At 75.6% G+C, this 13,824-nt stretch carries 12 protein-coding genes; 5 read left to right on the top strand and 7 right to left on the bottom strand.

Annotated elements, in window-relative coordinates:
• Window positions 1-43 precede the first annotated feature (43 nt).
• Both AB2L27_RS07610 and AB2L27_RS07605 read left to right on the top strand, forming a co-directional pair.
• Window positions 44-1,468 carry a class II fumarate hydratase gene (locus AB2L27_RS07610; RefSeq protein ID WP_370440875.1) on the top strand — a complete coding sequence of 475 codons (1,425 nt, stop codon included), beginning with the start codon at window positions 44-46 and terminating at the stop codon, window positions 1,466-1,468.
• Between the two features lie 48 nt (window positions 1,469-1,516).
• Window positions 1,517-3,115: a cation:proton antiporter gene (locus tag AB2L27_RS07605; RefSeq protein ID WP_370440874.1), complete on the top strand. Its 1,599-nt coding sequence runs from the start codon at window positions 1,517-1,519 to the stop codon at window positions 3,113-3,115.
• A gap of 76 nt (window positions 3,116-3,191) precedes the next feature.
• Here AB2L27_RS07605 and rpsD read toward each other — a convergent pair whose 3' ends face one another.
• Complete coding sequence (gene rpsD / locus AB2L27_RS07600) at window positions 3,192-3,800, bottom strand: 30S ribosomal protein S4 (RefSeq protein WP_370440873.1); 609 nt, start codon at window positions 3,798-3,800, stop codon at window positions 3,192-3,194.
• A 196-nt stretch (window positions 3,801-3,996) separates the two neighbouring features.
• On the opposite strand from rpsD, the gene AB2L27_RS07595 reads away from it, so the two are divergent.
• A complete protein-coding gene (locus AB2L27_RS07595; RefSeq protein ID WP_370440872.1) occupies window positions 3,997-4,872 on the top strand; it encodes a DUF2470 domain-containing protein in 876 nt (291 codons plus the stop codon).
• A 33-nt stretch (window positions 4,873-4,905) separates the two neighbouring features.
• On the opposite strand, the gene AB2L27_RS07590 is transcribed toward AB2L27_RS07595, so the two are convergent.
• The 3 genes from AB2L27_RS07590 to AB2L27_RS07580 all read right to left on the bottom strand — a co-directional run bounded on the left by AB2L27_RS07590 (window position 4,906) and on the right by AB2L27_RS07580 (window position 8,612).
• Complete coding sequence (locus AB2L27_RS07590) at window positions 4,906-5,634, bottom strand: aggregation-promoting factor C-terminal-like domain-containing protein (RefSeq protein WP_370440871.1); 729 nt, start codon at window positions 5,632-5,634, stop codon at window positions 4,906-4,908.
• Between the two features lie 437 nt (window positions 5,635-6,071).
• Window positions 6,072-7,424: a PhoH family protein gene (locus AB2L27_RS07585; RefSeq protein WP_370440981.1), complete on the bottom strand. Its 1,353-nt coding sequence runs from the start codon at window positions 7,422-7,424 to the stop codon at window positions 6,072-6,074.
• A 426-nt stretch (window positions 7,425-7,850) separates the two neighbouring features.
• Entirely contained in the window at window positions 7,851-8,612 is a 762-nt protein-coding gene (locus AB2L27_RS07580; protein ID WP_370440870.1) for an isoprenyl transferase, read from the bottom strand.
• A gap of 173 nt (window positions 8,613-8,785) precedes the next feature.
• On the opposite strand from AB2L27_RS07580, the gene trhA reads away from it, so the two are divergent.
• Window positions 8,786-9,481, top strand: a complete 696-nt coding sequence (gene trhA / locus AB2L27_RS07575; RefSeq protein WP_370440869.1) for a PAQR family membrane homeostasis protein TrhA — start codon at window positions 8,786-8,788, stop codon at window positions 9,479-9,481.
• A 4-nt stretch (window positions 9,482-9,485) separates the two neighbouring features.
• Here trhA and AB2L27_RS07570 read toward each other — a convergent pair whose 3' ends face one another.
• A complete protein-coding gene (locus tag AB2L27_RS07570; protein ID WP_370440868.1) occupies window positions 9,486-11,546 on the bottom strand; it encodes a thioredoxin domain-containing protein in 2,061 nt (686 codons plus the stop codon).
• Window positions 11,547-11,610: 64 nt separating this feature from the next.
• Between AB2L27_RS07570 and AB2L27_RS07565 the strand changes: the two genes are divergently transcribed.
• Window positions 11,611-12,579 carry a Gfo/Idh/MocA family protein gene (locus tag AB2L27_RS07565; protein ID WP_370440867.1) on the top strand — a complete coding sequence of 323 codons (969 nt, stop codon included), beginning with the start codon at window positions 11,611-11,613 and terminating at the stop codon, window positions 12,577-12,579.
• Here the strand turns inward: AB2L27_RS07565 and AB2L27_RS07560 are convergent.
• Both AB2L27_RS07560 and mca read right to left on the bottom strand, forming a co-directional pair.
• A complete protein-coding gene (locus AB2L27_RS07560; protein ID WP_370440866.1) occupies window positions 12,570-12,881 on the bottom strand; it encodes a hypothetical protein in 312 nt (103 codons plus the stop codon). The two genes, AB2L27_RS07565 and AB2L27_RS07560, sit on opposite strands and share 10 nt — an antisense overlap.
• On the bottom strand, window positions 12,878-13,762 hold the full coding sequence (gene mca, locus AB2L27_RS07555) for a mycothiol conjugate amidase Mca (protein ID WP_370440865.1): 885 nt from the start codon (window positions 13,760-13,762) through the stop codon (window positions 12,878-12,880). Before mca ends, AB2L27_RS07560 begins: the two co-directional genes overlap by 4 nt.
• Between the last annotated feature and the right edge of the window lie 62 nt (window positions 13,763-13,824).

Here is a 13,824-nt window from a genome sequence, read left to right as displayed (position 1 = left end):
ACCGGGTGCCCCGTCCGCGCACCCCCCTTGGCAGGATGGCGCCATGGCCAGTGAAGCCCCCTCCCAGACCGACGCCCCCGACGAGGCGCAGTTCCGCGTCGAGCACGACACGATGGGGGAGGTCAGGGTCCCGGCCGCGGCGAAGTACCGCGCGCAGACGCAGCGGGCGGTGGAGAACTTCCCGATCTCGGGCACCCCGCTGGAACGCGCCCACATCGAGGCCCTCGCCCGCATCAAGAAGGCCGCGGCCCTGGCCAACGCCGAGCTCGGCGTGCTGGACCGCGACCTGGCCCAGGCGGTCGCCGACGCCGCCGAGGAGGTCGCCACCGGCCGCTGGGACGGGGAGTTCCCCGTCGACATCTTCCAGACCGGCTCGGGCACGAGCTCGAACATGAACGCCAACGAGGTCATCGCCACCCTGGCCACCGAGCGCCTCGGCTCGGCCGTGCACCCCAACGACCACGTCAACGCCTCGCAGTCCTCCAACGACGTCTTCCCGACGTCGGTGCACGTGGCGGCGACCTCGGCCGTCGTCAACGACCTCGTCCCGGCGCTGACCCACCTGCGGGACTCCCTGCAGCGCAAGGCCACCGAGTGGTCCGACGTCGTGAAGTCCGGGCGCACGCACCTCATGGACGCGACCCCGGTGACGCTGGGCCAGGAGTTCGCCGGCTACGCCGCCCAGCTCACCCGCGGCATCGAGCGCGTGGAGGCCACCGTCGTGCGCGTGGCCGAGGTGCCGCTGGGCGGCACGGCCGTGGGCACGGGCATCAACACCCCGGCCGGGTTCCCCCAGCGCGTCATCGAGCTGCTGGCCGCCGACACGGGCCTGCCGCTGACCGAGGCCGCCGACCACTTCGAGGCCCAGGGCGCGCGCGACGCCCTGGTGGAGCTGTCCGGTGCGCTGAAGGTCGTCGCGGTCAGCCTGACCAAGGTCTGCAACGACCTGCGCTGGATGGGCTCCGGCCCGCGCACCGGGCTGGGCGAGCTGCGGCTGCCGGACCTGCAGCCGGGGTCCTCGATCATGCCGGGCAAGGTCAACCCGGTCGTGCCCGAGGCCGCCCTCATGGTGTGCGCGCAGGTCGTCGGCAACGACGCCACCGTCACGTGGGCCGGGGCCAGCGGCTCCTTCGAGCTCAACGTCCAGATCCCGGTCATGGCCCGCAACGTGCTGGAATCGGCCCGGCTGCTGGGCAACGCCTCCACGCTCCTGGCCGACCGCACGATCGACGGCCTGGAGGCCGACGTCGAGGCCTGCCGCCGCTTCGCCGAGTCCTCCCCCTCGATCGTCACCCCGCTGAACCGCGTCATCGGCTACGAGGCGGCGGCCAAAGTGGCCAAGCACGCCGTCGCCACCGGCTCCACGGTGCGCGAGGCCGTCGTCGACCTCGGCTTCGTCGAGCGCGGCGAGGTGAGCGAGGAGCAGCTCGACGCCGCCCTGGACGTGATGTCCATGACCCACCCCTGACCCACCCCTGACCCGCGCCCGGGCGGGTCGCCGTCGACACTGTGCCGGGTGGTCGCCCAGCAGCTCGTCGTCGTCCTCGCCGCCCTCGCCCTGACGATCCTCGCCTCCCGGCGCGGCTGGCAGCCCCCGCTGCTGCTGGCCGTCGCCGGGGCGGCGGTGTCCTTCGTCCCGGGGGTGCCCCGCCTGGAGCTGTCCCCGGAGGTCATCCTCTCGGTGGTCCTGCCCCCGCTGCTGTTCTCCACGACGCAGGACTTCTCCTTCAGCGGGTTCACGCGCCGCTGGCGGTCCATCACCAACCTCGGTGTCGTGCTCGTCGTCGTGACGACGGCCGTCGTGGGGGTCGTGGCCGCTCTGGCGATCCCGTGGATCACCCTGTCGGCGGCGCTCGTCCTGGCGGCCGTCGTGTCCCCGCCGGACGCGGTGACGGCCGTGGCCGTCGGGGGCCGGCTCGGCCTGCCCGCGCGCGTCCTGAACACCCTCAAGGGCGAGAGCCTGGTCAACGACGCGGCCGCGCTGACGCTGTTCTCGGTGACGGTGGCGGCGGCGACGCGCTCGACCGGGGACAGCCACCTGCCGGGCAACCCGGTGCTGTTCTTCCTGGCGACGTCGGCCATCGGGGTCGCCGTGGGCTTCGTGCTGGGCCACCTGGCCGCGCTCGTGCGGGCCCGGCTGAGCGAGGCCTCGCTCATGACGGCCTTCGCGGTCCTGCTGCCGTTCGCCGCCTACGGCGTGGCCGAGGCCGTCGAGGGGTCCGGCGTCCTGGCCGTGGTGATGGCGGGGTTCGTGCTGTCGCGGCACTCCCTGGCCGCCCTCTACGCGACGCGGATGTCCGAGCGGGAGTTCTGGAACGTCCTCGACGTGCTGCTGGAGGCGTTCGTCTTCGCCTACCTCGGGCTGCAGTTCCACTCCCTGCTCACCGACGCGGTCACCGACGGCGCTCGCGCGCTGGACCTGCTGGTCGCCGGGGCCGTCGTGCTGGCGGCCGTCGTCCTGGTGCGGCTGGGGTGGGTCGTCGGCGGCGGGTTCGTCATGCGGAACCTGCTGCGCGGCAGGTTCTCCCCCGGCGGCCGGCACTTCACCCCCGCCGAGGACGCCGTGCTGGCCTGGACCGGGATGCGCGGGGTGGTGACGCTGGCGGCCGCGGCCGGGCTGCCGGCCGACTTCCCGCACCGCGCGGACCTGCAGGTGCTCGCGTTCGTGGTCGCGGTGGGCACGCTGCTGCTGCAGGGCGCCACGCTGCCCGCGCTCATCCGCCGGCTGGACCTGGACACTTCCGCGGAGCGGCGCTGGCGCGAGCAGGAGCGGGACAAGGCCCGGGACGTGACCCGGGAGAGCATGGTCGTGGTCCTGAGCGCCGCCCGGGAGCAGACGGCGGACGAGGCGGAACGGCGGTGGGTGGACACCGTCCTGGCCCGGGCCGAGCGCGCCGCCCGGGACCGCGCCGCCGAGTCGGCCGAGGCCGGTGACGGCACGCGCCGGGCCCGGCGCGCGGTCGCGCTGCGCCGGGAGGTCCTGCTCGCCCAGCGCCGGGCGCTGCTGGCGGCCGGGGCGGCCGGCGACGTCGGGGAGGACGCCGTCCGCGAGGCGCTGGACCAGCTCGACCTCGACGAGGCCGCGCTCGCGCACCGGGGGTCCCCCCGGCTCTGACCGGCCCGGGAACGCCGCAGGGCGCCGACCCCCGGGGGGACCGGCGCCCTGCGGCGCGTGCGGTGGTGCGGCAGGCTCAGCGCGAGTAGTACTCGACGACGAGCTGCTCGTCGCAGGTCACGGGGATCTGCTCGCGGACCGGCAGGGCGTTCACCGTGGCGGTGAGGTCCTGGCGCTCCACGGACAGCCAGCCCGGGATCTCGTTGTCGCTCCAGCCGCCCTCGGCCGCCACGATGAACGGCGTCTTCGACTTCGACCGCGGGGCGACCTCGACGGTCTGGCCCGGGACGACGCGGAAGGAGGGGCGGTCGACGCGACGGCCGTCGACGACGATGTGGCGGTGCACGACCATCTGGCGGGCCTGGTAGATGGTCCGGGCGAAGCCCGCACGCCACACAACGGCGTCCAGACGCGTCTCCAGCAGCTGCACCAGGTTCTGACCCGTCTTGCCCGGCTTGCGCTTGGCGAGGTCGTAGGCACGACGCAGCTGGGTCTCGCTGACGTCGTACTGGTAGCGCAGGCGCTGCTTCTCCCGCAGCTGCGTCGCGTAGTCCGACGCCTTCTTCTGCTTGCGGCCGTGCATGCCCGGGGGGTACGGGCGACGGTCCATGAAGCGGGCGGCCTTCGGCGTGAGGGCCACCCCGAGCGCGCGGCTGATGCGCACCTTGGGTCGGGCGTTGTTCATTCCACTCTCCTGATCGTAAGGTGAGCCTGGCCAAAGTCGAACAGCGTGACCCGCTGCTCGGACGGCCAGGACGATCGCGCACCGAGGAGGCACTGTGAACCACCGGATCCAGGGGATCGACCGGCCCACGGCACCCGACCCCCGCGGTTCGGGGGCTCCGGAGCGCACCGAGTCCAAGCCTACGGCCTCCCCGGGGGTGCCCCGGACCACCACCCCGGGCCCCGCCCGCCCGACCCCGGCGCAGTGGGGCCGGACGCTGGCCGCCGGCACGGTCACCGGCACGGTGCACCTGCCCCGCCCGCAGCGGACCTGCCCGCACGCCGAGGCCCCCCTCGCCCCGGCCGGCCTCCCCCGCCGCGGCACCGCCCCGCGCACGCAGCCCTTCCCCGTGCAGCACCTCACCGACGCCTGGGGCGGGTTGCTGCTGCTCGTCGACGACGACTCCCCGCTGCACGCCCGCCTGAGCGCGCTGCGCACCGAGGACCACCGGCCCGGCGTGCCCGTGGTCCTCGACGTGCTCGACGTGCCCCCGGGGCAGGCGGTCCTGCCGCGCGCCCGGCTCAGCGTCACCGGCTGGGCCGAGGCGATCCTGCCCGCCGACCAGCGCCGGGTGGCCCAGACCGCCGCGGCCGTGCGCCCGCTGGGGGCCCTGCTGGACGTGGGCACCACCCGGTCGGTGTGGCGCCTGGAGGTCGCCGACGTGCGCGTGACGACGGCCGAGGGCGTGCACCTGGTGCCCGAGGAGGAGTTCACCACCGCCACCCCCGACCCCCTCTACGAGGACGAGGACGGCCTGGTCACCCACCTGGAGGCCGCCCACCGCGACGCCCTGGTGGGCTGGGTGCTGGACACCCTGCCCCCGCACGAGGCGCAGCGGACGCGCGAGGTGGCGGTCGTCGGCGCCGACCGGTACGGGCTGGACGTGCTCGTGACCGTGGGCGCGGGCACGACCGTGCTGCGCGCCTCCTTCACCACCCCCGTGCGCGGGGCCGGCGACGTCGCCGGTGCGCTGTGCGGGCTGTTCGGGTGCCCCTGCCGCGAGGACGGGCGGCGCACGCACGAGAGCGCGTGACCCCGGGCGGGACCACGCGCTCTCAGGCCGTGCTCAGTACCAGTTGTGGGACTTCGAGTGCGACCAGGCGCTGCACGGGCTGCCGTAGCGGCTCTCGATGTAGGTCAGGCCCCAGGAGATCTGGGTGACGGGGTTGGTCTCCCAGTCCGCCCCGGCCGAGCTCATCTTGCGGCCGGGCAGGGCCTGCGGGATGCCGTAGGCGCTGGAGGTGGGGTTGGCGGCGGAGTAGTCCCAGCCGCTCTCCTTGGTCCACAGCGAGTCCAGGCAGGAGAACTGCCCCTCGTTCCAGCCGCGGTCGGCGACCATGATCCGCGCGATGCCCTTCGGGTCGCGCTGGGCGTTGCGGGTGGCCTCGGCCGCGGCCTGCTGCCGGGCCTCCTCGGCCAGCCGGGCCGCCTCGGCCGCGGCGGCCTCCTCCGCCGCCCGCGCGGCGGCCTCCCGCGCCGCCTTCGCCGCGGCCTCCTCGGCGGCGACCCGCTCGTCGGCGGCGGCGCGGACACCGACCTGGTCGAACCAGGCGGCCGACGTCGTGAGCTGGCGCTCGGCCTGGGCGGCCTGGAGCAGACGGTCCGGGACGGCGGCCTCGGCCTCGGGCGCGGGCCCGGAGGTCAGGGCGGCGCCGGCCAGGACGGAGGCGGCGACGACGGCCGGTGCGGCCAGGCGGGCGGCGAAGCGCCCGCGCGGGCGCCGGGGGCGCTGCCGGGGAGTCTGCGGGGTGCTGGTCTGCTCGTCCGTGAGCGCGGTGGTGCGGTGGGGCGGCAAGCCGGGCCTTCCGACGTTCTCCCGGCCCACGCCCGGTCGAGCTCGACCACCTGCCGGCAGGGCCGCGACGCTCCGCCGGAGCGTCGCCGTGGGACCCGGACGACCCGTCGGCCGTCGTGCGGCCGGTCGGTCGACGCCACCGGAGCGGTGGCTCCCGGCAGCGGCCTCGAGGTGCTGTCGGAGCAGCACGCTGCCCCGAGGGGCGGCGTCCAGGCAAACGCGCAGTGGCCCGTTCGTCACGATGAGGTCACAGGAGAGCGACGTTCTGTCGACTTTTGTGGAACATCTCACACGTCGCGACACCCGTGGCGGGGTTTGGACGCGATGATCCCCCGCCCGGTTCCGGGCACCGGGTCGCGACCTGCCCCGACCCGGGCCCGGAACCCTCCTGCCCCACCCGTCCCACCCGTGCGTGGGCGCCGGGAGGAGACCCGGGGTCAGGCCCCGAAGTCCGCCAGCAGCTCGGTCACCAGCGCCGCCACGGGCGAGCGCTCGGACCGGGTGAGCGTCACGTGCGCGAACAGCGGGTGCCCCTTGAGCGCCTCCACGACGGCCGCGACCCCGTCGTGCCGCCCCACGCGCAGGTTGTCGCGTTGGGCGACGTCGTGGGTCAGGACGACCTTGGACCCCTGGCCGATGCGGGACAGCACGGTCAGCAGGACGTTGCGTTCCAGCGACTGCGCCTCGTCGACGACGACGTAGGAGTCGTGCAGCGACCGGCCGCGGATGTGCGTCAGCGGCAGCACCTCCAGCATGCCGCGCGCGAAGACCTCCTCCACGACCTTCGGGTCCACCACGGCCTCCAGGGTGTCGAAGACCGCCTGGCCCCAGGGCCCCATCTTCTCGGCCTCGGTGCCCGGCAGGTACCCCAGGTCCTGGCCGCCGACGGCGTACAGCGGCCGGAACACGACGATCTTGCGGTGCTCGCGCCGCTCCATGACGGCCTCCAGCCCCGCGGCCAGGGCGAGCGCCGACTTCCCCGTCCCGGCCCGGCCGCCCAGGGAGACGATGCTGACCGTGGAGTCGAGCAGGGCGTCCAGGGCGATCCGCTGCTCGGCGGACCGGCCGCGGACGCCGAACGCCTCGCGGTCGCCCTTGATGACGCGCAGCGTCTTGTCCGGGCCGGTGCGCCCGAGCGCGTGCCCGCGCGGGGAGGACAGCACGACCCCGGTGTTCACCGGCAGGTCGCGCAGCTCGGCGCTGTCCAGCGTCCCGGTGTCGTACAGCGCCGCGACCTCCTCGGCCGTCGCGGTGCGCTCCACGACCCCGGTCCAGCCGGAGTCCGGGGCCAGCTCGGCGCGGTACTCGTCGGCCGTCAGCCCGATGGCCGAGGCCTTCACCCGCAGCGGGACGTCCTTGGACACGACCGTGACGCGGTGCCCCTCGGCGGCCAGGTTCGCCGCGACGGCCAGGATCCGCGTGTCGCCCGCGGTGGCCAGCGGACCCGAGCGCAACGAGGACGGCAGCGCCGTGGTGTCGGAGTGGTTCAGCTCCACCCGCAGCGTGCCGCCGGCTTCCCCGATGGGCATGGGGGCGTCCAGGCGGCCGTGCTCGACGCGCAGGTCGTCGAGCCGGCGCAGGGCCTCGCGGGCGAAGTAGCCCAGTTCGGGGTGGTGGCGCTTGCCCTCCAGCTCACTGACGACGACCAGCGGCAGGACCACGTCGTGCTCGGCGAAGCGGACCAGGGCACCGGGGTCGGACAGCAGGACGGAGGTGTCCAGGACGAAGGTCTGGCGGTCGGGATCGGGCGGCAGGGCCCCCGCGCGGGCGGGGGGCGGGGTGTTCGGCACTGCGCCGGGGGCGCGGCGGGTCTCGGAGCTGGTGTTGTCGACCACGAACGTCTCCCGTTCTCGGGAGCCCGGGACGCGTCCGCGCCCGGACCCCCCTCAGCGGTGGACCGGGACCTCGGGTCGCGGTGCACGGGCGACCCGGGACCGGGCCTCCCCGCTGCCCTGGACAGCTCGCACGGCGACCTCCCGAGCGGGGGGCGGACGCTCCCCGTCTGAGTCCGACGCTATCGGCCGCACCGCCGGACCACGGGAGGAACACGCGCTCGCGTGCGACGAACGGGTGACGTCCAGGTGACCATCTCCCCCGCCCCTACCCTGCGCTCACCCTCCGTGCCCGTCATGGAGTCCGGGGTCGGGTCGTTGACGCATCCCGCCGGTAGGTTCGGCGCGTCGTGACAACGACTCCCCCGGGGCCGGGGGCGGAGGTCACACCCCGTAGCGGCGCTCGCGGGCGGCGTAGGAGCGCAGCGCGCGCAGGAAGTCGACCTTGCGGAAGTCCGGCCACAGCACCTCGGTGAAGAAGAACTCCGAGTGGGCGCTCTGCCACAGCAGGAACCCCGACAGCCGCTGCTCCCCCGACGTCCGGATGACGAGGTCGGGGTCGGGCTGGCCCTTGGTGTAGAGGTGCGCGGCGATGTGCTCGACGTCGAGCACCTCGGCGAGCTCGGCCAGGGAGGTGCCCCGCACGGCGTGCTCCAGCAGCAGCGAACGCACGGCCGCGGCGATCTCCTGGCGGCCGCCGTAGCCGATGGCGACGTTGACGACGCCGGTGGTGATGTCCGCGGTCTGCCCGGCCAGCTCCCGCAGCCGCCCGGCCGTGGGCTCGGGCAGCAGGTCCAGGGCCCCGACGGGGTGGACCTTCCAGCGGCCCGTGGCCGCCACCCGGGCCACGGCGTCCTGGACGATCGCGATGAGGGGTTCGAGCTCGTCGGCGGGACGGCTGAGGTTGTCGGTGGACAGCAGGTACAGCGTCACCACCTCGATGCCCTCGTCGGCGCACCAGCCCATGACCTCCAGGACCTTGTCCGCGCCGGCGCGGTGCCCGTGCGAGCTGGAGGCGCCGAACGCCTTGGCCCACCGGCGGTTGCCGTCGAGGATGATCCCCACGTGGCGGGGCAGCACGTCCGGGTCCAGCGACCGTTCCAGCCGCCGCCCGTACGCGCCGTAGAGGAGATCGCGGAGGCCCATCGGCGCTCACGGTATACCCGCCCCGCGGCCCCTCCCCGCGGACGCCCGGCGGGTGCCGACACCCTCACGAAGCCCACATCCTCGACCGGGTACCGGTGCGAACCTGCGGTCGTGGGGACCGACGGTGCCGTCGGTGGTCCCGGGGGCCGGGCCCGGCCGGTTACCGTCGGGGCATGTCCGCCGACCTGCCCCGCGACGTCCCCCTGGCCCGGTCCGTGGCCTCCTCGGTGGACCAGGTCAAGCCGCGGCTGCGGGGGTGGCTGCACGCCGGGACGTTCCCCGCGGCGCTGGCGGCGGGCGCGGTGCTCGTGGCCCTGGCCCCCACGGCGGCCTCGCGCACGGCGGCGGTCGTCTTCGCGGTGACGGCGGCCGCCCTGTTCGGGACGAGCGCGCTCTACCACCGCGGGACGTGGACCCCGCAGCAGGCGGCGCTCCTGCGGCGCCTGGACCACAGCAACATCTTCCTCATCATCGCCGGGACGTACACCCCGCTGGCGGTGACGACGCTGCCCGGGGACCGGGCACGGTTCCTGCTGACCCTCGTGTGGGCCGGGGCCCTGGCGGGGGTGGCGTTCCGCGTGTTCTGGATCGGCGCCCCCCGCTGGCTCTACACCCCCGTCTACGTCGCCCTGGGCTGGGTCGCGGTCGGCTACCTGCCCGACTTCGCCGCCGGCGGGGGGACGGCCGTCGCGGTCCTCGTCGCGGCCGGCGGGCTCGCCTACTCCCTCGGCGCGATCGCCTACGGCACGAAGCGCCCGAACCCGAGCCCGCACTGGTTCGGGTTCCACGAGGTCTTCCACGCCTGCACCGTGCTGGGCTTCGGCGCGCACGTGGCGGCCATCCTCGTCGCCACCGTCCACCTGCGCTGAGACGTCAGGCCCGCACCCCGACCTGCCGGGCCAGCTCGGCCGGGTCCGTCGTCGGCGCCTGGCAGACCTGCCCCCGGCACACGTAGGCCGCGGCCCGGCCCTCGACGAGCCCGCGGTGGGCCAGCAGCGCCGGTTCCCCCGTCCCCGGGGTGCCGCGGGTCACGACGAGCCCGGGCGCGGTGCCCGCGAGCGCCGCGCGGTGCAGCTCGGCGGTGCCCACGTCCCCGGCCGCCCCCACGACGGCCACCTCCCGCGGCCCGTCGGCCAGCGCCTCGGCCACGGCCAGCCCCCACCCCGCGAACCGGGGGGCGCTCGCGGCGACGGCCCCGCACACCGACAGCGCCCGCTCGGCCGCCTCGCGGAACCCCTCGTCCCCGGTCAGCGCGGCGAGGGAGAGCAGCACCCCGGCGGCGGCGGACGTGCCCGACGGGGTCGCCCCGTCGGAGGGGTCCGAGGGCGACCCGGCCCCGGCCCGGGCCACGGACAGCGCCGGGTCGACGTCGGCGACGTCGACGAGCCCGTCGGCGGTGGTGAACCGGTCGCGGACCTCGGCGCCCACCTCGGCGGCGACGGTGAACCAGTGCGCCTCCCCGGTGGCCGCGTGCAGCGCGAGCAGCCCCTCGGCGAGGTCGGCGAGGTCCTCCAGGACCGCGGCCGGAGCGCCCACGACGCCGTCGCGCGAGACGCGCCGCCACCGCGCCCCGCCCTCGCCGGGGACCCGGTGGACGCCGAGCAGGAACGTCGCCGCCTCGCGCGCGGCGAGCAGCAGGTCCGGGCGGGCCAGCAGCGCGCCGGCCTCGGCCAGGGCGGCCACGGCCAGCCCGTTCCAGGCCAGGACGACCTTGTCGTCGCGCGCCGGTTGCGGCCGGTCGGCGCGGGCGGCGGCCAGGCGCTCGCGCACGCGTTCCCACCGCTCGCGCTCCGGGCCGGGGTCGCGGGTCAGGCGCGCGGTGGAGGTGCCGTGCTCGAACGTGCCCGCCTCGGTGACGCCCAGCAGCTCCACCGCCCAGGGGCCGTCGTCCAGGCCGAGCACCTCCACGAGGTCCCCGGGGGTCCAGACGTAGGTCGCGCCCTCGACCGCGCGGGGGGTGCCGTCGGCGTCGGGGACGGGCGTGTCGGCGTCCAGGGAGGCGGCGAAGGCGCCCTGGGGGGTCCGCAGGTCCCGCAGCAGGAACTCGCACGTGAGCTCGGCGACGCGGCGGTGCTCGGCGTTCCCCGTGGCGCGGGAGGAGTGCAGGTACACCCGGGCCAGCAGCGCGTTGTCGTAGAGCATCTTCTCGAAGTGCGGCACGACCCAGCCGGCGTCGACGGCGTAGCGGGCGAACCCGCCGCCGACCTGGTCGGCGGTGCCGCTGCGGGCCATCGCGGTCAGGGTCCGCTCCGCCAGGCCCGCGGCCCGGTCCGAGCCCGTGCGCGCGGCGTGGCGCAGCAGGAACTCGCACACCATCGACGGCGGGAACTTCGGCGCCCCGCCGAACCCGCCGTTCACGACGTCCTCCTGCTCCGCGAGCACCGCGACGGCCGCCTCCAGCGCGGCCGCGTCGGGGACGTCACCGGCGGGCGGGGCCATCGCTCCCAGCGCCGCGGCGATGCGGCTGGAGGAGGCCAGCACCTCCTCGCGCCGCTCGCGCCAGGCCTCCCCGACGGCGGCCAGCACCTGCCGGAAGGAGGGCAGTTGCGGGTGCGGGCGGTTCGGGAAGTAGGTGCCGGCGAAGAACACCGCCCCCTCGGGGGTGCAGAACGTCGTCATGGGCCAGCCGCCCTGCCCGGTCATGGCCGTCGTGGCGGCCATGTGCACGGCGTCGACGTCCGGACGTTCCTCGCGGTCGACCTTGACGCACACGAACGCCGCGTTCATCTCCGCGGCCGTCTGCGGGTCCTCGAACGACTCGTGGGCCATGACGTGGCACCAGTGGCAGGCGGCGTACCCCGTCGAGACGAGGACGGGCACGTCCCGCCGGCGCGCCTCCGCGAACGCCTCCGGCCCCCACTCGAACCAGTCGACGGGGTTGTCGGCGTGCTGCAGCAGGTACGGGCTGGTGGACCGGGCGAGTCGGTTCGGCACGTCGCCACGGTGCCACGGACCTCCGACGGGGGCTGCCCGGCCCGGCGCCCGGTAGCGTCCGGGCGTGCCCTCGGACCAGAGCCCCGCCCGGAAGACCCCCACCCGGTTCGCCGTGCTCGGCACCGGCCACTGGGCCCGCACGACCCACGCCCGCGCCCTGGCCGACCACCCCGACGTGGAGTTCGCCGGGTTCTGGGGCCGGGACGCCGACCGCACGGCCGCGGCCGCGGCGGAGTTCGGGGCCGGTTCCTGGAGCGGGGACGAGGGCCTGGCCGACCTCCTCCGGCGGGTCGAGGCCGTGACGATCGCCCTGCCCCCGGACGTGCAGGCCGACCTCGCGGTCCGGGCCGCCGACGCCGGGGTCCACGTGCTGCTGGACAAACCCGTCGCCACCGACCTGGCCGCCGCCGACCGCCTCGTCGACGCGGTGCGGCGCAACGGGATCGCGTCCGTGGAGTTCCTGACGTACCTGTTCATGCCGGAGATCACCGACTGGCTGGAGCGGATGGCCGCGCTGGCCGCCGAGCACGGTCCGTGGGAGGGCGGGGTGTTCCGCTGGGCCGGCACCCTCGACGCACCCGGCAACCCCTACGCGCACTCGCGGTGGCGGCGCGAACGCGGCGGGCTGTGGGACACCGGACCGCACGCGCTGTCGATCGCCCGCCCCCTGGTCGGTGACGTCGTCGCCGTGGCCGCCGGCCGCGGACCGCGCGACGCCGTGAACGTCGCGCTGGAGCACCGCGACGGGGCGGGCACGGCGCTGTCGCTGACGCTGACCGCCCCCGAGGGCACGGGCGGGTCGTTCGCGACGGTGTGGGGCCCGGGCGGGCGGCACGACCTGCCCCGGTTCACCGGCACCGCGCAGGAGGGGTTCGCTCGCGCGCTCGACCGGCTCCGCGCGGCGGCGGCCACGGGCGTCCCCGACGCCCTCGACGTGCGCCACGGCCGCGACGCGGTGGCCGTGCTGGCCGCCGTCGAGACGCACCTGCGGCGTCCCGACGGCACGACCCCCGTCGCGCCCGCTCAGTCCTGAGCGGGGCCGTCCTCCCCCCGCGGCGGGCCGGCCGGCCGGCCGGTGCCGGCGCGTTCCTGCTGCTCCTGCTGCTCCTGCTCCTGGCGCTCCAGGCGGGCGCGGTGGTTCACCCGCTGGATGCGCCGGGCCATGCTGCGGCCGAGGAAGTAGACGGCGACGGCCAGGACGAACAGGGCGACGAAACCCCACAGCCCGGGGCTGACGAGGTCGGCGTCCACCTCCGAGGTCCCCGTCGAGGTCCCCGTCGAGGTCCCCGTCGAGGTGAGGGTGGGCGTCGCCGTCAGCAGCAGCGCGGTGATCACCGGTCCTCCCGCAACCCGGCGAACAGGTCGTCCTCGGGCACCGTCGTGGGGACGTGGCTGATCGCGAGGTGGTAGTCCTCGGTCGGCCACAGCTCCCGCTGCAGGTCCAGCGGGACCCCGAAGAACCAGCCGTCGGGGTCGATCTGGGTGGCGTGGGCCAGCAGCGCCCGGTCGCGGGTCTCGAAGAACTCCCCGCACCGCACGCGGGTGGTGATCTCCAGCTCCTTGCGCCTGCCCGGTCCCTCCTCGGCGATGCGCTTCATCCACTCCGCGAACGGGGACTCCTCGCCCTGGGCCAGGAGCGCCTCGTGGAAGGTGCGCATCCGCTCGCGGGAGAAGCTCGCGTGGTAGTACAGCTTGGAGGTCCGCCAGGCCGGTCCGGCCTGCGGGAACTGCTCGGCGTCGGCGGCGGCGTGGAAGGCCGCGAAGGACACCGTGTGGGTCATGATGTGGTCCGGGTGGGGGTACCCGCCGGACTCGTCGTACGTCGTCATGACGTGGGGGCGGAATTCGCGCACCACGTGCACGAGCGCGTCCACCGTGAACTGCTCGGGGGTCAGCGCGAAGCACCCCGCCGGCAGCGGGGGCAGCGGGTCGCCCTCGGGCAGGCCCGAGTCGACGTACCCGAGCCAGCGGTGCCGCACCCCCAGGATGCGCGCCGCCTCGGCCATCTCGTGGCGCCGGTACTCCCCCATGTCGCGCAGCAGCTGCGCGTTGTCCTTCAGCCGCGGGTTGAGCACGTCCCCGCGCTCCCCGCCCGTGCACGACACGACGAGCACCTCGACGCCCTCGGCCACGTACCTGGCCATGGACGCCGCACCCTTGCTGGACTCGTCGTCCGGGTGGGCGTGCACGGCCATGAGCCGCAACGTCTCCGCCACCGTGGCTCCTCTCACACTGTCCGCCGTCGCGACCCTCCGGGGCGGGGTGCGACCATCGGGGT

It is taken from the genome of Kineococcus halophytocola (assembly GCF_041276425.1).
GTDB classification, from domain to species: domain Bacteria; phylum Actinomycetota; class Actinomycetes; order Actinomycetales; family Kineococcaceae; genus Kineococcus; species Kineococcus halophytocola.
The sequence above is the reverse complement of the archived record's forward strand: the minus strand, read 5'-3'. Positions and strand labels throughout refer to the sequence as shown.

Bases quoted from the DNA above. Each gene is read 5' to 3' on its own strand.
- AB2L27_RS07610 (WP_370440875.1), top strand. From the start codon at position 44: ATGGCCAGTGAAGCCCCCTCCCAGACCGACGCCCCCGACGAGGCGCAG.
- rpsD (WP_370440873.1), bottom strand. From the start codon at position 3,800: ATGAACAACGCCCGACCCAAGGTGCGCATCAGCCGCGCGCTCGGGGTG.
- AB2L27_RS07580 (WP_370440870.1), bottom strand. From the start codon at position 8,612: ATGGGCCTCCGCGATCTCCTCTACGGCGCGTACGGGCGGCGGCTGGAA.
- trhA (WP_370440869.1), top strand. From the start codon at position 8,786: ATGTCCGCCGACCTGCCCCGCGACGTCCCCCTGGCCCGGTCCGTGGCC.